Source organism: Saccharibacillus sp. O23 (assembly GCF_002205895.1).
GTDB lineage: Bacteria > Bacillota > Bacilli > Paenibacillales > Paenibacillaceae > Saccharibacillus.
Genome location: NZ_NJDE01000010.1, coordinates 285822 through 306928 on the forward strand (window position 1 = coordinate 285822; position 21107 = coordinate 306928).

17 protein-coding genes and 2 tRNA genes are annotated in these 21107 nt (G+C 58.5%); 14 read left to right on the forward strand and 5 right to left on the reverse strand.

The features are described from left to right. Positions 1-119 precede the first annotated feature (119 nt). Entirely contained in the window at positions 120-2111 is a 1992-nt protein-coding gene (locus tag CDO73_RS15205) for a methyl-accepting chemotaxis protein (protein ID WP_088489370.1), read from the reverse strand. Positions 2112-2678: 567 nt separating this feature from the next. Between CDO73_RS15205 and pyrR the strand changes: the two genes are divergently transcribed. The 10 genes from pyrR to CDO73_RS15255 all read left to right on the forward strand — a co-directional run bounded on the left by pyrR (position 2679) and on the right by CDO73_RS15255 (position 13575). Further along, on the forward strand, positions 2679-3236 hold the full coding sequence (pyrR, locus tag CDO73_RS15210) for a bifunctional pyr operon transcriptional regulator/uracil phosphoribosyltransferase PyrR (protein ID WP_088489371.1): 558 nt from the start codon (positions 2679-2681) through the stop codon (positions 3234-3236). After that, complete coding sequence (locus CDO73_RS15215; RefSeq protein ID WP_088489372.1) at positions 3233-4144, forward strand: aspartate carbamoyltransferase catalytic subunit; 912 nt, start codon at positions 3233-3235, stop codon at positions 4142-4144. Before pyrR ends, CDO73_RS15215 begins: the two co-directional genes overlap by 4 nt. Before the next feature lie 62 nt (positions 4145-4206). Further along, entirely contained in the window at positions 4207-5550 is a 1344-nt protein-coding gene (locus CDO73_RS15220) for a dihydroorotase (protein ID WP_143536135.1), read from the forward strand. A gap of 71 nt (positions 5551-5621) precedes the next feature. Beyond that, positions 5622-6752 (forward strand): glutamine-hydrolyzing carbamoyl-phosphate synthase small subunit, encoded by a 1131-nt coding sequence (gene carA, locus CDO73_RS15225; RefSeq protein WP_088489373.1) that lies wholly within the window; start codon positions 5622-5624, stop codon positions 6750-6752. A 2-nt stretch (positions 6753-6754) separates the two neighbouring features. Further along, positions 6755-9979 carry a carbamoyl-phosphate synthase large subunit gene (gene carB, locus CDO73_RS15230; protein WP_088489374.1) on the forward strand — a complete coding sequence of 1075 codons (3225 nt, stop codon included), beginning with the start codon at positions 6755-6757 and terminating at the stop codon, positions 9977-9979. A 95-nt stretch (positions 9980-10074) separates the two neighbouring features. Further along, positions 10075-10827 (forward strand): orotidine-5'-phosphate decarboxylase, encoded by a 753-nt coding sequence (gene pyrF / locus CDO73_RS15235; RefSeq protein ID WP_088489490.1) that lies wholly within the window; start codon positions 10075-10077, stop codon positions 10825-10827. A 40-nt stretch (positions 10828-10867) separates the two neighbouring features. Continuing rightward, on the forward strand, positions 10868-11509 hold the full coding sequence (gene pyrE / locus CDO73_RS15240; protein ID WP_088489375.1) for an orotate phosphoribosyltransferase: 642 nt from the start codon (positions 10868-10870) through the stop codon (positions 11507-11509). A 199-nt stretch (positions 11510-11708) separates the two neighbouring features. After that, positions 11709-13259: an ABC transporter substrate-binding protein gene (locus CDO73_RS15245; RefSeq protein ID WP_088489376.1), complete on the forward strand. Its 1551-nt coding sequence runs from the start codon at positions 11709-11711 to the stop codon at positions 13257-13259. Between the two features lie 120 nt (positions 13260-13379). Further along, positions 13380-13453, forward strand: a tRNA-Met gene (locus CDO73_RS15250). A gap of 48 nt (positions 13454-13501) precedes the next feature. Beyond that, positions 13502-13575: transfer RNA gene (locus tag CDO73_RS15255), tRNA-Ile, on the forward strand. Positions 13576-13662: 87 nt separating this feature from the next. On the opposite strand, the gene CDO73_RS15260 is transcribed toward CDO73_RS15255, so the two are convergent. The 3 genes from CDO73_RS15260 to CDO73_RS15270 form a co-directional block, all read right to left on the reverse strand. Continuing rightward, entirely contained in the window at positions 13663-13923 is a 261-nt protein-coding gene (locus tag CDO73_RS15260) for a hypothetical protein (protein WP_088489377.1), read from the reverse strand. A gap of 106 nt (positions 13924-14029) precedes the next feature. Continuing rightward, positions 14030-15205 carry a serine hydrolase domain-containing protein gene (locus CDO73_RS15265; protein WP_088489378.1) on the reverse strand — a complete coding sequence of 392 codons (1176 nt, stop codon included), beginning with the start codon at positions 15203-15205 and terminating at the stop codon, positions 14030-14032. A gap of 108 nt (positions 15206-15313) precedes the next feature. Further along, entirely contained in the window at positions 15314-16150 is an 837-nt protein-coding gene (locus CDO73_RS15270) for a helix-turn-helix domain-containing protein (protein WP_088489379.1), read from the reverse strand. A gap of 166 nt (positions 16151-16316) precedes the next feature. Between CDO73_RS15270 and CDO73_RS15275 the strand changes: the two genes are divergently transcribed. The 4 genes from CDO73_RS15275 to CDO73_RS15290 all read left to right on the forward strand — a co-directional run bounded on the left by CDO73_RS15275 (position 16317) and on the right by CDO73_RS15290 (position 20728). Beyond that, on the forward strand, positions 16317-17483 hold the full coding sequence (locus CDO73_RS15275) for a glycoside hydrolase family 88 protein (protein WP_088489380.1): 1167 nt from the start codon (positions 16317-16319) through the stop codon (positions 17481-17483). Next, entirely contained in the window at positions 17477-18637 is a 1161-nt protein-coding gene (locus CDO73_RS15280) for a DUF2264 domain-containing protein (protein ID WP_088489381.1), read from the forward strand. The genes CDO73_RS15275 and CDO73_RS15280 overlap by 7 nt, the downstream gene beginning before the upstream one ends. 208 nt (positions 18638-18845) lie before the next feature. Continuing rightward, positions 18846-19799, forward strand: a complete 954-nt coding sequence (locus tag CDO73_RS15285) for a ring-cleaving dioxygenase (protein WP_088489382.1) — start codon at positions 18846-18848, stop codon at positions 19797-19799. After that, entirely contained in the window at positions 19796-20728 is a 933-nt protein-coding gene (locus tag CDO73_RS15290; protein ID WP_256972707.1) for a ring-cleaving dioxygenase, read from the forward strand. The genes CDO73_RS15285 and CDO73_RS15290 overlap by 4 nt, the downstream gene beginning before the upstream one ends. 101 nt (positions 20729-20829) lie before the next feature. Here the strand turns inward: CDO73_RS15290 and CDO73_RS26790 are convergent, their stop codons facing one another. Continuing rightward, the gene (locus CDO73_RS26790) at positions 20830-20976 is read right to left on the reverse strand and encodes a hypothetical protein (RefSeq protein WP_179218715.1); all 147 of its coding nucleotides are present in this window, start codon (positions 20974-20976) and stop codon (positions 20830-20832) included. Positions 20977-21107: the final 131 nt, after the last annotated feature.

Sequence of the window (21107 nt, forward strand, 5' to 3'; positions counted from 1 at the left end):
CAAACCTTTTGCATGCAAAATCGAAAAACCGCCGGGAAAACTTCCCGGCGGCATCAAGCTTTCCGTTCATGCGGAAAGCTTTTTTTATTACGGCTGCTGCGCTTCTTGACCTTATCAGCTTAGTCGATCTTGAACCGCTCGACTTCGCCTTGAAGCTGTTCGGCCAGACCGGCCAGCGAAGCGGACGATTCGCGAATTTCCTCCATCGAAGCCAGTTGTTCTTCCGCGGCCGCGGCAATCTCGTGCGTGCCGGATTGATTCGCTTCCGCGGCGCGCGAAATTTCTTGTACGGCCTGCGCGACTTCTTCGGCATTGCCCACCACTTCGCCCAAGCGCTCGTTCATGCCGCTCAAGTCGACGGCGACCGTCTCGGCGGATTCGCGCAGTCGGCGCAGATTGGTTGCCGTCAATTCGGCGCTTTCCAGACTGCCGGTCACCGAAGAACGAATCTCGACGAACGTCTTAAGCGAAGCTTGAATATCGGACACGATATCTTGAATCAGTCCTTCGATCATCTTGGCCGAGTCCGCCGATTGTTGAGCCAGCTTCTTGACTTCGCTGGCCACGACGGTGAACCCTTGACCCGCCGCGCCGGCTCTGGCGGCTTCGATGGACGCGTTCAACGCCAGCAGATTGGTCTGCGAAGCGATCTCGTCGATCGTCTGCAAGATGCCCGTGATCGTCTTCGATTTGTCCGCCAATCCGGAGATGACTTCGCCGCCCGCGCGGACGGAATCGTCGATCTCGCGCATGCGCTCCAACGTGCGTTCGACCAACTGATCGCCTTCGCCGGCCATTTCCGAAGACTGGCGGGAAGAAGCCGCAAGACGCTCGGAGCCGGTTCGCAGTTCCGAGAGCTGCTCGAAGACTTCGGCCAAGCGCTGCGAGCTGCCGGCCACGTTCTCGCTCTGGCGTTCGCTGCTGACGGCGAAACCTTCGATCGCTTCCGTAATCTGCCGGCTGGCTTTGCCGGTATGCTCGGCGCTTGCGCTAAGCTGCTGCGACGAAGCGGCGACATCCGATACGGATGCCGTGATCGAACGGACAAGCCCGCCGAGCGACGCGTTCATCTCGCGGAAAGCGGAAGCGAGCTTCGAGATTTCGTCGCCGCCCGAATCCTGAATCGATCCCGTCAAATCGCCCGAGCTGATCGCTTCGGCAGCCGCCGACACGCGGCGCAAGCGGCGCGCGATCGAGCGCGTCAACAGCCAGACGGCGGTTCCGCCGACGATCAGGGCTGCGGCCAATACGATCAACAAGCGGTAGAGAATCGGCCGGGACGCGTCGCCCACTTCTTTTTGATAATAGTTGCCGACGACGATCCATCCGCTGACCGCGTTCTTCTCGTAGACCAACACTTTAGGCTGATCTTCGAACGTATACTTGAAGCTTCCTTCCGCTTCTTTCTGCTCGGCCAGACGCATGGAAACGCTGTTGCTCGAACCGGCTTCTACGGTCGGATGCGAGATGTACGTGCCGCTTGCCGATACGATAAAAGCATAACCGCCGGAACCGATATGGATGCTTTCCGTGGTCTTGAGAAGCGAATCGATCGACAGATCGATGCCGATCACGCCGCTGCCGTCGCTCAGGCTCTTGGCGACGGTAATCCCGGCTTTCCCCGTCGAAGCGGAGATGTAAGGCTCCGTCACCACCGCTTTGCCCGGAGTCTTCATCGCGAGGCTGTACCAATCCCGGGTGCGGGGATCGTAGCCTTTCGGCAGATTATCGTAAGTCGAAGCGATATATATCCCGTCGGTCGAACCCGCATAAGCCAGGTCGACGTCGTTTTGTGCGAGATCGTAAATTTTCAGCGCGGCGTCGGTGACGCCGGCCGCGGAACCGCCCGCGCGGAAAGACTGCGCGGTTAAAGTGTCGGCCAGATAATCGACCGCCGCGATCCGGGAATTCAGGTCCCGCTCGATCACGTCGTTCATCGTTTTCACGCTCGAAGTCGCGCTTTTCACCAGTTCGCTGCTAAGCGCCTTTTCTGCCGAGCGATAAGACAGCCATGCCGAAGCCAACAGCGAGACGACCAGAACAACGGAGAAAAAAAGCAGCAGCTTGTTGCCTAAAGATAATGAAAACGTGCGTTTTTTGAAAAATTTCATCTACTGATCTCCTCCTCATTTGCATACACGCTATATGTCGGCATAAGCGTTCGGAAAATCAAGCAAACGTTTTCGCTAAAAAACCCTCCGGGAAAGCAAATATAATCATAAAAGGGGTTGAATAAATACAACAATTAAATGTATAATTATAAACACGAAAACAATGACATCCCAAGTTAACTTGCGATGTGCGCATACGGCTTGCATGAAGGTGCGGCTGTCGCTGCTCGAATCGGAGCGCGGAAAGGGTGGAGAAGAAGGCGGGTGGTTGACAGAGGGAATCCCTTCTGTCATAATTCATTGCAACAGAGGCGTAACTTACGCCCGATGAATAGCACCTTTAATTCAGTCCCGTGAGACTGGCAAGGTAACGTGAACGACGATTCACTGGAGAGACATCCGCCGAGAGCGGGTTGTTTTCCGGAACTTTTCGTCGCATCCATGTGTCGATTTCGACTCCTTGTCCGCTCGGGCAAGGAGTCTTTTTGCATGCATCGCGCAGAAAGAAACCGACGTTCACGGGGCCGAAGGGTGACACCAACCTTTTGCCTGAGGAGGCGCACACGCATGAACGAAACTCACGTCATTATGGATGAAGCCGCCATTCGCCGCGCATTGACCCGGATCGCCCACGAGATTCTCGAGAAGAACAAAGGCATCGAAGGCTGCGTGCTGGTCGGCATCAAGACGCGCGGAGTACCGCTGGCTCAGCGAATCGCGAAACGGATCTTCGAGATCGAAGGAACGCCGGTCGCTTGCGGAGAGATCGATATCAGCTCGTACCGCGACGATCGCGCGGCAGGCGATTCGACGGTCGACTGCCAGAAGCTGTTCGCCGAGTCGGACGTCTCCATCGAAGGCAAGAAAGTGATCCTGTTCGACGACGTGCTCTACACGGGCCGAACGATCCGCGCCGCGATGGACGCCCTGATGGACTGCGGACGGCCGCAGATGATCCAGCTCGCCGTACTCGCCGACCGCGGGCACCGCGAACTGCCGATCCGCGCCGACTACGTGGGCAAGAACGTGCCGACTTCCCGAACCGAAGAGATCGAAGTCTCGCTCAGCGAGATCGACGACAGCGACGAAGTTCGCATCAGCAGCCGCCGGGAGGTGCTCGTATGATCGCCTACCGACCTTCGCTCCGCGACCGGCAGCTGCTCGGCCTGAAGGACCTGAGCGCCGCCGAGATCGAATCGCTGCTGAAACGCGCCGCTTATTGGGAGAGCCACGAAGAGAAACGCATCCCGGTTCTGGAACATCGTTTTATCGCCAACATGTTTTTCGAAAACAGCACGCGCACGCGCTTCTCGTTCGAAATGGCGCAAAAAAGACTCGGCGCGCAGGTACTGAACTTCGCGGCCGCGGCTTCCAGCGTCGAGAAAGGCGAATCCATCTACGACACGGTCCGCACGCTGGAAAGCATGGGCATCGACGCGGGCGTCATTCGCTTGAAGCCGATCGGAGTGCTGGACGAACTCGCCAAGCATGTGCGGGTGCCGCTGATCAACGCGGGAGACGGCAATAACGAACATCCGACGCAGGCGCTGCTCGATCTCTACACGATGCGCAAGCAGTTCGGCGAGATTCGCGGCCTCACGGTCTCGATCATCGGCGATATCAAGCACAGCCGCGTGGCGCGTTCCAATCTGTGGGCGCTGCGGGCGCTGGGCGCGAACGTGAAGTTCTGCGCGCCGGACAGCATGAAAGCGCCGGAGCTCGAAACTTACGCTCCTTACGTGACGATGGACGAAGCGCTGGACGCGGACGTGGTCATGATGCTGCGGGTGCAGCTCGAACGCCATGCCGAAGGCATCCTGAAGTCGGCGGACGAATACCGGGCCCAATACGGACTGACGACGCAGCGGGCGGCCAAGATGAAGTCGCATGCGATCATCATGCACCCGGCTCCGGTCAACCGCGACGTGGAGATCGACAGCGAGCTGGTGGAAGCGCCGAATTCGCGAATTTTCCCGCAAATGCAGAACGGCGTGCCGGTTCGCATGGCGGTCGTCGAACGCGCGCTTCGCTAAAATAGGGCGGAAACGCAGAGCAGCGATAAAGAAAACGAACGGAACCGGGAGGGTTTTTATAAATGACGAATTATGCGAACGTGGATGTATGGATTCAAAATGCGAGCGTGCTGGACGAGGACGGAGAGCTGCGGCAGAGCGACATTCTGATTCAAGGCGGCAAGATCGAAGCCATTCTGGCTTCCGGGGCTTATGCTTCGGCCGACGAACGGGCAATCGGAAGCGCCGCGACGACGGTCTACGACGCTCAAGGCAAACTGGTCACGCCGGGCCTGATCGACATGCACGTGCATCTTCGCGAACCGGGGTTCGAACATAAAGAAACGATCGAGACGGGCGCGCGTTCGGCGGCGCAGGGCGGATTCACCACGATCGCCTGCATGCCGAACACCAAGCCGGTGACGGACAATCCCGAGACGGTCAAGCTGATCTTGGACAAAGCCCAAGAAGCGAATCTGGTCAACGTGCTGCCTTACGCGGCGATTACGAAGAACGAGCTGGGACGCGAACTGACGGACTTCGAAGCGCTGAAAGCCGCGGGCGCGATCGGATTCACGGACGACGGCGTCGGCGTGCAGAACGCGCAGATGATGAAGGACGCCATGACGAAGGCCGCCGAACTGGGGATGCCGGTCATCGCCCACTGCGAAGACGATTCGCTGGTCAAAGGGCTGTACGTCTCCGAAGGCAATTTCGCGAAAAAGCACGGCATCAAAGGCATTCCGAACGAATCCGAAGCGATTCACGTCGGGCGCGACGTGCTGCTGGCCGAAGCGACGGGCGTGCACTACCATGTCTGCCACGTCAGCACCGAACAATCGATCCGCTTGATCCGTCTGGCGAAGTCGATCGGGGTCAAAGTGACCGCCGAAGTCTGCCCGCACCATCTGGTGTTGTCGGACGAAGACATTCCGGGCATGGACGCCAACTGGAAAATGAACCCGCCGCTGCGCACGCCTCGCGACGTCGAGGCCTGCATCGAAGCGCTCGAAGACGGCACGATCGATATCGTCGTCACCGACCATGCGCCGCACAGCGAAGAAGAAAAAGCGAAAGGCATGCAGCTCGCGCCGTTCGGCATCGTCGGCTTCGAGACCGCCTTCCCGCTGCTGTACACGAAATTCGTCAAGACCGGACGCTGGAGTCTCGATTTCCTGGTCCGCCGCATGACGCAGGACCCGGCCCGCGTGTTCGGTCTGGAGTCCGGCAAGCTCGAAGTCGGAGCGGTCGCGGATCTGGCGATCATCGACTTGGAGCTCGAAAAAGCGGTCGACCCGCAAGAATTCGCCACCAAAGGACGCAATACGCCGTTCACGGGTTGGAAGCTGTCCGGCTGGCCGGTCGCGACGTTCGTCGGCGGCCGCGCGGTATACGGAGCCGAACGCGCACAAAACGCCAACGCGTAAGCTTTAGGAACTTTACGAATCACGCATACACGAAAAAGCATTTTCTTCATATATAAGGAGGACTTCAAACCATGCAGGCAAAACTTCTGCTCGAAGACGGCACCTTGTTCACGGGCCGCTCGTTCGGCGCTCAAGGCGACACGACCGGAGAGGTCGTATTCAATACCGGGATCACAGGTTATCAAGAGGTGCTGTCCGATCCGTCGTACTGCAACCAGATCGTCACGATGACTTACCCGCTGATCGGCAACTACGGCATTACCCGCGACGACTTCGAATCGGTCAGACCGTTCGTGAACGGCTTCGTCGTGCGGCGCTACGAGCCGGTGCCGAGCAACTGGCGCGCCGAATACACGCTGGACGAGCTGCTCAAAGAGCACGGCATCGTGGGCATCAGCGATATCGATACCCGGATGTTGACCCGCCTGCTGCGCAACCACGGGACGATGCGGGGCATCCTCGCCGCCGGCGACCGCCCGGTCGAAGAGTTGAAAGAGATGCTGGAATCCTCCGCGCTGATCAACGATCAAGTCAAAAAGACGTCCACGCCGCATGTCTACAACAGCCCGGGACACGGCGAACGCATCGTGCTGATCGATTACGGCGCGAAAAGCGGCATCGTGCGCGAACTGAGCGCGCGCGGCTGCGATATCGTGGTCGTGCCGCAGGACGTGACGGCCGATCAGATCCGCCGCCTCAATCCGGACGGCATCCAGTTGTCGAACGGCCCCGGGGACCCGAAAGACGTGCCGCACGCGGTCGAGACGATCAAGCAATTGCTCGGCGAATACCCGATCTTCGGCATCTGCCTCGGACACCAACTGCTGGCTTTGGCCGGCGGCGCGGATACCGAGAAGCTGAAATTCGGCCATCGCGGCGGCAACCACCCGGTCAAAGACCTTCAGACCGGCCGCTGCTACATCACGTCGCAGAACCACGGTTACACGGTCAAAGAAGAATCGCTGGCCGGCACCGATTTCGAAGTGACGCATATCAACAATAACGACAAAACGATCGAAGGCATCCGCCATAAGACGCTTCCGGCTTTCTCCGTGCAGTACCATCCGGAAGCCGCGCCGGGACCGTTCGATAACAGCTATCTGTTCGACCGCTTCATCGAGATGATCCGCGAATACAAAAAGAGCAGTCCGAAACAGCCGCGTCAAGCGGCGATGATGGCCGCCATGAGAGGAGCACGTTAATTATGCCGAAAAACGACAAACTCAAAAAAATCCTGGTGATCGGCTCCGGCCCGATCGTCATCGGTCAGGCGGCCGAGTTCGATTACGCCGGAACGCAAGCGTGCCAAGCGCTCAAAGAAGAAGGCGTCGAAGTCGTCCTGATCAACAGCAACCCGGCCACGATCATGACCGACACCAACATGGCGGATAAAGTCTACATCGAGCCGATCACGCTCGACTTCGTGACGCAGGTGATCCGTCACGAACGTCCGGACGGCCTGCTGCCGACGCTCGGCGGACAGACCGGCCTCAACATGGCCGTCGAACTGGCCCGCGCCGGCGTGCTGGAGAGCGAGAACGTCAAACTGCTCGGCACGCAGCTTCATTCGATCGAAAAAGCCGAAGACCGCGACTTGTTCCGCGACCTGATGCGCGAATTGGAACAGCCGGTACCGGACAGCGTCATCGTGACGACGCTGGAAGAAGCGCTCGACTTCGCTGGCGAGATCGGCTATCCGATCATCGTGCGTCCGGCTTACACGCTGGGCGGAACGGGCGGCGGCATCTGCGCCAACGAAGAAGAACTGCGCGACATCGTCGCGTCCGGCCTGCGCTACAGCCCGATCGGCCAATGTCTGGTCGAACGCAGCATCGCCGGCATGAAAGAAGTCGAATACGAAGTCATGCGCGACGCCAACGACAACTGCATCGTCGTGTGCAACATGGAGAACTTCGATCCGGTCGGCGTACATACCGGCGACAGCATCGTCGTCGCGCCGAGCCAGACGCTCTCCGACCGCGAATACCAAATGCTGCGTTCCGCGTCGCTCAAGATCATCCGCGCGCTGAACATCGAAGGCGGCTGCAACGTGCAGTTCGCGCTCGATCCGCACAGCTTCCAATACTACGTCATCGAAGTCAACCCGCGCGTCAGCCGTTCCTCGGCGCTGGCGTCCAAAGCGACCGGCTACCCGATCGCCAAGATGGCGGCGAAGATCGCGCTGGGCTACACGCTCGACGAGATCGTCAACCCGGTAACGGGCCAGACCTACGCCTGCTTCGAGCCGACGCTGGACTACATCGTATCGAAGATCCCGCGCTGGCCGTTCGACAAGTTCACCCGCGCCAACCGCAAGCTGGGCACGCAGATGAAAGCGACCGGCGAAGTCATGGCGATCGGCCGCACGTTCGAAGAATCGATCCATAAAGCGGTCCGCTCGCTGGAGATCGGCACGCACCGCCTGCTGCTCAAAGGCGCAAGCGAGCTGCCGCAGGAAGAACTCGATTCCCGTCTGATGAAGCCGGACGACGAAAGAATGTTCTTGGTGGCCGAAGCGTTCCGCCGCGGCTACTCGCTGGAACAGATTCAAGATCTGACGAAGATCGACTGGTGGTTCCTCGACAAGATCGAACGCATCGTCGCGTTCGAAACGGTACTGGCGGAAACGGACGAGCTGACCGACGAACTGCTGTACGAAGCGAAACGCATGGGCTTTACCGACCGCGCGATCGCCGAGCTGCGCGCTCCGGGCCGCGAAAACGGCAAGCTGACGAAGGAAGCCGAGATCCGCGCTTACCGCAAAGAGATCGGGTTGGTGCCGGTCTATAAGATGGTCGACACCTGCGCGGCCGAATTCGAATCGGAAACGCCGTACTACTACTCGACTTACGAGCAGGAGAACGAAGTGGCGCAGACCGACAAGAAGAAGATCATCGTGCTCGGTTCCGGTCCGATCCGGATCGGTCAAGGCATCGAATTCGACTACTCGACGGTACACGCGGTATGGGCGATTCGCAAAGCCGGCTACGAAGCAGTCATCATCAACAACAACCCGGAGACGGTATCGACGGACTTCAATACGTCGGACCGCTTGTACTTCGAGCCGCTGTTCTTCGAAGACGTCATGAACGTCATCGAGCAGGAGCAGCCGATCGGCGTCATCGTCCAGTTCGGCGGTCAAACGGCGATCAACCTGGCGAAGCCGCTGCAGGACGCGGGCGTCAACATTCTCGGCACGTCGCTGGACAGCATCGACGAAGCGGAAGACCGCAAGCGTTTCGAAGCGCTGCTGTCGCGTCTGGGCATCGCCCAACCGGCCGGCAAGACCGTCACTTCGGTCGACCAAGCGGTCGATACGGCGCAAAGCCTCGGGTACCCGGTGTTGGTTCGTCCTTCGTACGTCCTCGGCGGACGCGCGATGGAGATCGTATACTCCGACGAAGAACTGCTGAGCTACATGGAAGAAGCCGTGAAGGTCAACCCGGAACATCCGGTCCTGATCGACCGCTACATGCTCGGCAAAGAAGTCGAAGTCGACGCGATCTGCGACGGCGAGACGGTGCTCGTGCCGGGCATCATGGAGCATATCGAACGCGCGGGCGTTCACTCCGGCGACTCGATCGCGGTGTACCCGCCGCAGCATCTGTCGCAGGCTCTCAAAGATAAAGTCGTGGACATCACGATCCGTATCGCCAAAGAACTGAAAACGGTCGGTCTGGTCAACATCCAGTTCGTCATCTTCAAAGACGAAGTCTACGTGATCGAAGTGAACCCGCGTTCGTCGCGTACGGTACCGTTCCTGAGCAAAGTGACGGATATCCCGATGGCGAATCTGGCGACGCAGGCGATTCTCGGCGTCAAGCTGGCGGATCTGAACTACAAAGAAGGTCTGTGGCCGGAAAGCAAACAAGTCGCGGTCAAAGTGCCGGTGTTCTCGTTCGCGAAGCTGCGCCGCGTCGAGCCGACGCTCGGACCGGAAATGAAGTCGACCGGCGAAGTCATGGGCCGCGACAAACATTACGCCAAAGCCTTGTACAAAGGCCTGGTCGGCGCGGGCATGAAGATCCCGTCCACGGGTTCGATCATCGTGACCGTGGCCGACAAAGACAAAGCGGAAGCGGTCGAGCTGATGCAGGGCTTCTACACGCTGGGCTACTCGATCATGGCGACCGGCGGAACGGCCAAAGCGCTCGAAGAAGCCGGCATTCCGGTCACCCGCGTCAACAAGCTGAGCGAAGGCGAGCCGAACATTCTGGACAAGATCCGAAACGGCGAAGCCAACTTCGTCTTCAGCACGCTGACCAAAGGCAAAACGCCGGCGCGCGACGGATTCCGTATCCGCCGCGAAGCGGTCGAGAACGGCGTGGTCTGCATGACTTCGCTCGATACGGTCGCGGCGCTGCTCGACATGCTGGAGACGGTCAGCTTCACGTCCCGCGCTATGCCGGTAGGCGTACAGAACGTTTAATTTAACCGGACATCAAGATCAGACGACAGGCGCCGTGCAGATTCTGCGGGCGCCTCTCGTATGCGCTCGTCACACTTAAGGAGATGAAGAAACGGATGAATTCGACTTCGACCGATACGATGCAGATGGCGCGGCGATTGATGGTCGCGCTCGATTATGCGGACGGCGCTTCGGCGCGCGAACTGATCACCAAGCTTGAAGGGATTCCTTGTTACATGAAAGTGGGCATGCAGCTGTTCTACCAAGCGGGTCCCGAATTCGTGCGCGAGTTGAAAGCGAAAGGGTATTCGGTCTTCCTCGACCTGAAGATGCACGATATTCCCAACACGGTCAAAGGCGGAGCAAACAGCATCGCGAAGCTCGGCGTCGACATGTTCAACGTGCATGCGGCAGGCGGCTCCAAGATGATGGCGGCCGCTATGCAAGGCGTCGAAGAAGCGTTGGCGCAAGATCCTTCGCTCGCTCGTCCGCTCGTGATCGCGGTTACGCAGCTGACCAGCACGGATCAAGCCACCATGAACGGCGAGATCGGCATCCCGGGCAGCGTGGAAGAAGCGGTGATCCGCTACGCGAAGCTGGCTTCCGAAGCGGCACTCGACGGCGTGGTGGCAAGCCCGCTCGAAGCGGACGGAATCAAAGCGGCCTGCGGAATGGACTTCAAGACGGTAACGCCGGGGATTCGTCCCGCCGGCAGCGACATCGGCGATCAATCCCGCACCAAGACGCCGGGAGAAGCGATCGCGGGAGGCAGCGATTATATCGTGGTCGGACGGCCGATCACGGGCGCGGAAGATCCGAGAGCAGCAGCGCTGCGGATCATCGAAGAGATGAGCGCGGGCCGATCATAAAGCAAGATCAAAGAATTCGAAATCCGGAGGAGATCACGACATGACGACTCATACGACGACAGAAGCGAAAATCGCGGCAGACCTGCTGAATATCGGCGCGGTCGCGCTGCGTCCGGACGAGCCTTTTACTTGGACGTCGGGCATCAAATCGCCGATCTACTGCGACAACCGCTTGACGATGGCTTACCCGGAAGTGCGCGAGCGCATCGCGGAAGGATTCGCCGAGCTGATCCGCAGCCGCTATCCGGAAACGGAAGTGATCGCGGGAACGGCGACGGCGGGGATCCCGCACGCGGCTTGGGTCGCGCAGAAGCTGAATCTGCCGATGGCTTACATACGCGACAAAGCCAAAGGCCACGGCAAACAGAATCAGATCGAAGGACTGATCAAAGAAGGCCAGAAAGTGGTCGTGATCGAAGATCTGATCTCGACGGGCGGCAGCTCGCTCAAAGCGGCGTTGGCCGTACGCGAAGCCGGCGCGGAGCCGCTGGCGGTGCTGGCGATCTTCAGCTACCAATTGGACCGCGCGGTCTCGACATTCGCCGAAGAGAACGTGCCGCTGGCGACGTTGTCCAACTACACGGCGCTGATGCAGACGGCACTCGAGCTCGGCACCATTCAAGAAAACCAAGTCGAACTGCTCAAATCGTGGCGCGAAGATCCGTCTTCGTTCGGCCGCTGATCGAAGCGAAACATGCAGCAGAAAGAGCCGAGCTGTCGGAATGACGGCGCGGCTCTTTTTTTATCCTCGGCAGATGGGTGAGTCGCCGTACCGTTGGTTTATATGATGAATAACGGCCGTAACCATTCCGTCGGTCGCCGCGTCCAATATAAGAAGACGGACGACGGAAAAGCCAGCAGACAACGAGAGGGGCAAACCCATGAAAAGAAGGATCGGTCCGTCCCGGACGGGCATCGCGGCCGCGCTGGCGGCATTGCTTCTGCTGCCGGGCTGCTTCTCGGGAGAAAAATTGTCGCAGCCGGAAGCTTCCGCTTCCGAAAACGAGAGTGCCGGCGGAGGAACGCGGCAGCAGGACCCCACGGCAGGCAAGCTGCGAATCGGCATTTTGACCGGTCAAACGAACGATCGTTATTATCGGGAAGCTTATACGGATATTTACGAATATATGCATCCCGGAGTCGATATCGAAATTGTTCCCGCGGTGGATACGTCGCGTTATCGTTATCTGGATCCCGACTCGGCCGATGCCGAAAAAAAAACGCCGATCGAAGAACTGCGCAAGTTGACGGAAGGCGACGATCCGGTCGACGTGCTGATTCTCGATTCCGAAGTGCTGCATGCGGCCTCGACGAACGGTTGGACCGAACCGCTGGCTTCGTACATGGCAGAGAGCGGCGAGCAAGAAGCCGATTTCGCGCCTGCGGTGATCGACGGCCTCAAACAAGCGGGCGGCGGCGAACTGCACGCGCTCGCGCCGGAATACGCTTCGTCCGCGCTGTATTACAACGTGGACTGGTTCGAGAAAAATAACGTCAAACCGCCGGAAGACGGTCTGAGCTGGGAAGCGGCTTTCGCTTTGGCCCGGGCGGCCAGCGGACAGGATGATCAGGGCAAGCCGGTATACGGATTATCGTTTACGCCGACGCTGGCGGAAGATCCGCTCTGGGGCATTCGCGCGTATACCGAGCCGCTGGGATTAAGCACTTTCGATCTCGAAGCCGAAGAGATGACCGTGAATACGTCCGAGTGGCTCGGCGTGTGGACCGATCTGACCGATATGACGCGTCAAGGCGCGCTGCCGCCGGCGCAGCGGCCCGAATCCGATCCGGAGGCTTACGATCCTTTCGGAGGCGATCTGTTCCTCGGAGGCCAAGCGGCGATGACGATCGCGGACAGCAGTTACGCCGCGGATTTGCAAACGGCGATGCAGAACGCGGACGGGATCGAAGGCTTCGATCCTTTCGAATGGCGGACGGTGGAACTGCCGACGCATGCCGGCAAAGAAGAGATCGGGGCGGGAGTCAAACTCGGCGATACGTTTTCGATCGTTTCGTCAAGCGCGCGCAAGTCGCAAGCTTGGGACTTTATACGTTTCGTCACCAGCGAATCGGTTCAAGAGATGGAACTTCACGATCCTTACCGCATGCCGAGCCGGCTTCGGGCGATCGCGCGCGAAGCGGAAGCTTACGGTTACCGAGCCGAAGCTTTTACGCGGCTGCGTCCGGCCGAGCCGATCGCGGAACGCGAAGAGGAAGCGGTCCAGCACAATCCGCAGCTCTGGCAGATCGGCGATGCCGGACGGCAGTTATTCTTAAGAGTGCTTCGGGGAGAGCTGCCCGCGAAACAGGGACTGGAGCAGTGGGAGAACGAAGGCCGCCGCTGGCTCAAAGGTCCGTTTACCGAGGACGGCACGCTGACGTTCGGCGAGCCTGTTCCTTCGATCGGAAAGGTTCTTCGGCAGACCGGATAATCGTCATCCGGTCCGCCGAATCCTTATCGGTTGAGCAAAAAGTAAAAAACTCTTGACTATCGCTCTATAAAAAGTTATATTAAGTGATGTCGCTTGTGACGCAAACGACATTTCGATCGTCGCGGGGTGGAGCAGCTCGGTAGCTCGTCGGGCTCATAACCCGAAGGTCGCAGGTTCAAATCCTGCCCCCGCAATAAAAGCTTTGCATGTCCCGGCACGGCTCCATAGGCGCGTCGGAACCAGGACCCTTAGCTCAGTTGGTTAGAGCTACCGGCTCATAACCGGTTGGTCACAGGTTCGAGTCCTGTAGGGTCCATTATGGCGAGAAATCCCCTTGCTCTGTTAAAGAGCAAGGGGATTTTTGCGTGTTGCGATAAGTTTTCTACTACGGTTGAGCCGTTTTTTACTCTTCAACGTAAGAGGTTTCAGGCTCAGGTTTGCGACGCCCTGACAAGAACGATAATTGTTCAATGATCGAAGAAAGCGCGAATAGAACCATTGAAGCGAAGAGTCCGATCGTCCAATACATAAAACCTGTTTTCCAACTGAAATGCCAATCGCTATAAGCCGAAGATAATTCCGCGACTGCTCTTCCGGAAGAAATTCCGTTAATGAGAGCGATCAACAAGATGAATACACCGACCAACCTTAACCCTGTAACCATGATTTTTCATCCTCTCCTCAAAAATTGCGCTGACATAAAAACCGCGCAAAAGCTTTGGCCCTCGCGCGGTTTTCTTTTAAAAGACCCAAGGTTTTTCTATCCGTTTTTATAGCGCCCCGAACACGATATTCCGCAGCTTCCGCGTCACCGGTAGCGTACCGGCGTCTTTGCGCTGCACCATGAACAGGAACGTCAGGTTATCCTGCGGGCTGTTGGTGAAATACGCGCCGAGCCAGCCGTCCCAGCCGTATTCGCCGACGCTGCCGATCATGCCGGCGCGTCCGGCATCGGTCAGGATGCGCATTTGATTGCCGTAGCTATGCCCGACCAGCGAGTGCCAACCGGCGAAGCTTTCCTGCTGCCGCGAAGTCAGGCTCGGGGAGGTCATTTTCTCGATCGTTTTCGGATTCAGCAGACGAACGTCGTTCAGGCTGCCTCCGTTTATCAGCATCGTCGTGAACTTGGCCGCGTCGACGATCGTCGAAGCCAGACCGGCTCCGCCGGATTCGAAAGCCGGTTCGCGATCCATCCGGTTCACGACGCCCAGATGGCTGTCCGTATAAGGCAGAAGGCCGCCGAGTTCGTTCGTCTGATACACTTTCACCAGCCGCTCCTGCTGTTCTTCCGTCAGCCAGAAGCCGGTATCCCGCATGCCGAGCGGCTCGAAGATTTCTTTCCACAAGAACGTTCCGAACGATCGGCCGCTTACGGTCTCCACGATCGCTCCGAGCACGTCGGCCGAAGTGCCGTAAGTCCAGCTCGATCCGGGTTCGAACGAAAGAGGACCTTGTCCCAAACGGTTCGCGAATTCCAACGTGGTCATCGGCGCATCGCCGTGCAGGCGGCTCCCCAGTTCGCGGAACAGCTCGTCCGTCCGGCGCCCCGCAAGATCTTCTCCGCCATAGACCAGTCCCGAAGTCATGTTCAGCAGATCTTGAATATTGACTTCGCGGATCGGCGATTTCAAATCGCCGTTCTTCTCGACCTGCTGATTGCGGAAACCCGGGATGTAAAGGCTTACCGGATCGAACAGGTCGATCTCGCCGCGTTCCAGCAGCATCATGATCGCGGTAGCGGTAATCGGCTTGGTCATCGAATACAGCCGGAAGATCGAATCCTGCGCGATCGGCCGTTCCTGCTCGATATCGGCCATGCCGTCTTCATGGTAGAAGATTTCTTCGCCGTCTTTGAGCACCATCATGTTCGCGCCGGCGATTTCGCCTCGGTCGATGCTGTTTCTCAAAGTTTGCTGCAATTTTTCGGTCGTGTATGTATCCAACATGTGTCGCAACGTCTCCTTTGTGCTTCTGATTTCATGCAAATGGTAAGCTTATTTCGCGAGTTTGTACAGAGGGTAAGCCGTCTTTTTGCATCGTTTTCGCTATCGCTTCTATTTCCCGGGCAATAGCCCGGCTTCTTTTTGTTCGATCGGCAGAGGGCGAGGTTCGGCAGCGCTTTTGCGATAGCGGCTGGGCGTTTGGCCGACGAACTTTTTGAACTGCCGCATAAAATGCGTTTCGTTCTCGTACCCGCACCTGCGCGCGACGTCGCCGACGGACTGCGAGCCGTTCTCGAGCAAATATTTCGCGAGTTCCAAACGGCTGTGAATCATGTCGAGCGAGACGGGACATCCGAACACTTCCCGATAGACGTGTTGAAAATAAGAACGGCTCAAGCCGATCTCCGCCGCCAATTCGTCGATCGTATATCGCTGCTGCGGCGTGCTGTAGAGCATGCTGCGGATCTCCGACAACTGCGGGAAATAACGTTCCGTATGCTCGGAAGCCGGGCGGATCCGCCGCAGATTCCCGAGTTTCATCAGAAAACTGTTCAGGTCGGCGTCTAGAATGCGTTCTTGAAGCGGCCCGCCCAGCCATACGCTGCGCTGAAGCTCTAGCACCATCCGGGAGAGGGAAGCGGAATGGACGGCCGGCGTCGGTTCGTCGAGCGGAAGCTCCAATTCGCGCAGCAGGGATTCCGTTTCTTCGCCGCCGAAATGCAGCCAGTCGTTCACGAAGGAACGATCGAGATTATAGTAACGATACGGCGTGTCGGGACGGAAGATCATCCAAGTGTCGGGGCTTACCGCCCATTCCCGTCCGGCTGCGCGAACCTGCGCCCGACTCTTGAACAAGACGAAAACATAGTAACCCGAACCGTTGGGCCGATCGATCGTAATCCCTTCCGGATGGGCCGAATTGAATCCGCATTTCGCCAATTTCAGCATAGGCAGCCTCCTTCGATCGCACGATAAGTCAGTTTTTGCTCATTATAGATTATCGCTTTGCCTGCCCGCAAGATTTTATAGTAGAGAAGAGAACGCGGATCGAATCAGGTTCGGAGATCCGCATAAGACATCCGAACAAGCATTAAGCGAAGGAGAGGAAAACGGGATGAATACGGATACGAAGCAGCAGGCGCAGCGGCAGATCAGTTCCGAAGATCGAGAATGGTTGGAGTCGGTATGGGGACCGCTGCAGACGAAGATGTCGGCGGAATGCGCGCGGATCGGCAGCCGCATTCCTTATATCCCGACGAACGGGCGTTACGAAGACATGGGCGAAAAAGATATCTACTGGTGGACGAACGGCTTCTGGCCGGGAATGCTCTGGCAGATGCATCATGCGACCGGAGAGCACGCTTACCGAACCGCCGCGGAAAAAGTGGAAGAGCGGCTGGACGCGGCGTTAAGCGGCTTCGACGGACTGCATCACGACGTCGGCTTCATGTGGCTGCATACGGCCGTCGCCGACTACCGGCTGACCGGCAATCCCCGTTCGAGGACGAGAGGGCTGCATGCGGCGAATATTCTGGCGGGCCGCTATAATCCGGCCGGACGCTTCATACGCGCGTGGAACGACGATCCGGGCAGCAACCGCGCGGGCTGGATGATTATCGACTGCCTGATGAACGTGCCGCTGCTCTACTGGGCCAGCGAAGAAACGGGCGATCCGAGATATCGGGACATCGCGATTCTGCATACGGATACGGTATTGCGGACGACGCTGCGGGGAGACGGTTCGTCGAATCACATCATGATCTTCGATCCGGCCGACGGCAGCGTACTGGACAATCCGGGCGGGCAAGGGTTCGAGAGCGGTTCTTCGTGGAGCCGCGGGCAGGCTTGGGCGCTGTACGGCATGGCGCTCGGTCATCGTCATACGGGCAAAAGCGAATATCTGGACGCCGCCAAACGCATCGCCCATTATTTTATCGCCAATATTTCTTCTACGGGCGATCTGCCGCTGGTCGATTTCCGCGCGCCGGCCGAGCCGGTCGTCTACGATACGACGGCGGCGATGTGCGCGGCCTGCGGGCTGCTGGAGATCGCCGAGGCGGTGCCGGAACACGAACGTCGGATGTACGTCGGAGCCGCTGTAAGAATGCTTCGGGCGACGGAACGGCGGTTCGTCGATTGGAATCCCGAGCAGGACGGCATCGTGGGCGGCGGCACGGTCGCGTATCACGGCGGAGAACATGAAGTTCCGATCATCTACGGCGATTACTTCTTTATCGAAGCGGTTCTTCGTCTGTCGGATCGCGGAAAGCATCTATGGTAGAAGGGGATCGCCTCGCCGACGGGACGGAGGCCCGGCGGTATTGGCTGGAGACCCTGCGGAAGATTGCCGACCCGGTGCTGAACGCGCTGCGCGAACGGCGGCTGCATGAACTTCTTCCGCTGGACTTTCATCCGGACCGCGCTCCGTACGCCTGTCTGGAAGCGTTCGGACGGCTGATCTGCGGGATGGCTCCGTGGCTGGAGGCCAAAGGACCGGAAGGCGAGGAAGAGTCGCTGCGGGCGTTGTACGCGGAGCGGGTGATCGACGGCCTCGACGCGGCGACCGATCCGCAGTCGCCGGATTACATGAATTTCTCGGACGGCGGGCAGCCGCTGGTCGATGCCGCTTTTCTGGCCCATGCTCTGGTTCGGGCACCCGAAGCGATCGCGGGCCGACTTCCGGAGCGGGTCAAGGAACGTCTCAAGACCGAACTGCGCCGTACCCGCCGCACCGTGCCGCCGATGACCAATTGGCTGCTGTTCAGCGCGATGGTCGAAGCCGGGCTGTATCTGCTCGGCGACGACGAGTACGACCGGATGCGGATCGACGCGGCGCTGCATTTTCATATGGACTGGTACCGGGGAGACGGCGTCTACGGAGACGGGCCGGAATTTCGTTGGGATTACTACAACAGCTTCGTGATTCAGCCGATGCTGGTCGACTTGATCCGGTTATTTCATCGGACGTCGTCCGCGTATGCCGAATGGAGACCGATCATCGAAGCGAGAGCGTCGCGTTACGCGTCCGTATTGGAGCGCTTGATCGCGCCGGACGGCACGTATCCGTATATCGGCCGCTCGCTCGTTTATCGGTTCGGCGCGTTTCAGCATTTGTCGCAGGCCTGTTTGCAGCATTGGCTGGACCCGTCGCTCTCGCCCGCTCAAGTGCGCTGCGCGCTGACTGCGGTAATCCGCCGCATCATGGACGCGCCCGGCACGCTGGACGAGCGCGGCTGGCTGACGCCGGGGGTCTACGGATTCCAGCCGAATCTGGCGGAAAGTTATATCAGCGTCGGCAGTTTGTATCTGTGTTCGACGGTCTTTCTGCCGCTGGGTCTTGCGCCGGACGATCCGTTCTGGAGCGGGCCCGATACGGCTTGGACCTCGGTTCGGATATCGGCGGGCGACGATCTGCCGGCGGATCACGGGTTATGAGGTTCGGAGCTACGGAGGTCACGGAGAAATTTCGCGAAGAAAGGAAAGGATCGAACGTCATACAGGAGCCGACTTGCCCGAACGGGCGAGTCTTTTTTTATTTTCGAAAAGTCCCTGTTGACATTATCTTTAATTCAAGATAAGATGAACACATCGGAAATACTTTAAATTAAAGATTCTTAATATAAAATATTTGGAGGGATTACTCATGAACAAACAAACGGCAGGGATCCACCACATTACGGCGATCGTCGGTCATCCGCAAAAAAACGTCGACTTCTATGCAGGCGTATTGGGACTTCGGTTGGTCAAACAAACGGTCAACTTCGACGATCCGGAAACGTACCACTTCTACTTCGGCAACGAGGGCGGGCAGCCGGGCACGATCATGACGTTCTTCCCGTGGGCCAACGCTTACCGCGGCCAAGTCGGAGCGGGCCAAGTCGGTATCACGTCGTTCGCGATCCCGATCGGTTCGATGGGCTTCTGGCGGGAACGTCTCGCGAAATTCGACGTGGCGTTCACGGAACTGTCGCGTTTCGGCGAAGAGTATCTGGAATTCGACGATCCGCACGGCCTGCATCTGGAACTGGTGGAACGCGAAGCAGGGGAGATCAACACGTGGACGTTCGGCGGCGTGACGCCTGAAGTCGCGATCAAAGGCTTCGGCGGAGCGACGCTGCTGTCGGCTCAGCCCGAACGTACGGCCGAATTGCTCGAACAAGTGATGGGACTGGAATTCGTCGGACAGCAAGGCGATCTGAGACGGTACCGTTCGATCGCGGACATCGGCAACGTGATCGACGTGAAAATGACGCCGGTCGCGCGCGGCACGATGGGCGTCGGAACCGTTCACCATATCGCTTGGCGGGCTCAAGACGACGCCGATCAGCGGGAATGGCAGGATTACGTGGCGGATAAAGGTTACGGCGTCACGCCGGTGCAGGACCGCAATTACTTCAACGCGGTATATTTCCGGGAGCACGGCGAGATTCTGTTCGAGATCGCGACCGACCCTCCGGGCTTCGCGCATGACGAAACGCCCGAAACGATGGGCACCGCGCTCAAACTGCCGGCGCAATACGAGCAGTACCGCGCGCAGCTCGAACAGACGTTGATTCCGTTCGAAGTCAGAAGCTTGGAAAAGGGCGGGGAGCAATGATGCCGGTCACGCAGGGCATTCATCATATCACTTCGATGGTCAATTCCGCGCAGCGGACCGTCGACTTCTACAGCGGAGTGTTAGGACTGCGCCTTGTGAAAAAAACGGTGAATTTCGATCGTCCCGAAGTGTATCATCTGTATTTCGGCGACCCGGCAGGGTCGCCGGGCACGCTGTTGACCTTTTTTCCATGGGAGAAACAGCCGCACGGACGGATCGGAAACGGGCAGGTCGGAACGGCCCGCTTGGCGGTTCCGGCCCGCTCGCTCGATTTCTGGCGCGAACGTTTGAAGTCTTTCGATATTCCGTTCAGAGCGGGAACGGCGTTCGGCGAAGCCTTCTTGTTTTTCGACGATCCGGACGGTCTGAGACTGGATCTGGTCGGCAGCGAATTCGAAGCTCGCGGCGAGGCATTCGGCGGGATCGGACGGGAAGAAGCGATCATCGGACTGGAGGGCGCCGTACTGTTGTCTTCGCAGCCGGAGCGCACGGCCGACGTTCTTCGGGATCTGCTCGGAATGGAGGAGATCGGCCGGGATCAAGGACGTATTCGTTTCCGGGCCGCCGGAGATCGGGGACGCGTGATCGATATCGCGATCCGTTCCGAAATCCGCGGACTGATGGGCGCGGGCACGGTGCACCATATCGCTTGGCGGGCGAAGAACGAAGCGGAGCTTTTGCAGTGGCGCGAACGGCTGGTCGAACAAGGATTCGCGCCGACGGAAACGAAGAACCGGAATTATTTCGAAGCCGTCTACTTCAAAGAACCCGGCGGAATCCTGTTCGAGATCGCGACCGATCCGCCGGGCTTCGCCGTCGACGAAGCCGAAGACGCGTTAGGCGAACGTCTGATGCTGCCGCCGTGGCTGGAGTCGGAGCGAGGCCGTTTCGACGATTTGCTGGCCGAGCTGCATAAGCCTACCCCTTAACGGACAGGCGCGAGGCGAAGCCGAAGGTGCATTCACGTCAAAAAACCGACGAGCATTTAAGCTCGTCGGCCTTTTTTATGCGTTTTGCGCCAAAGGATTCTTCAATCGAACAGCTTAAAGATCAAGCGAAACATTCCGAAGATCAAGCGGGGGCCATAAGACAGCAGTTCGACCACGATTTCAAGCACGTCCAACAAGCCGTCGAACCGTCCTTCGCGTTCTCTGCGCCGTCGTCTTCTCCATGCCATGAAAGTTCCTCCTCCGATCGCGAAAGTTGTTGATGCTTTCTATTACGAGCTTCCATGAAGCGAAGTTTCCCGAAATGCGTCCGTTTCGGCGAAAACGAAAAAATCAACCCGAATTTAAGTCAGTTAATATA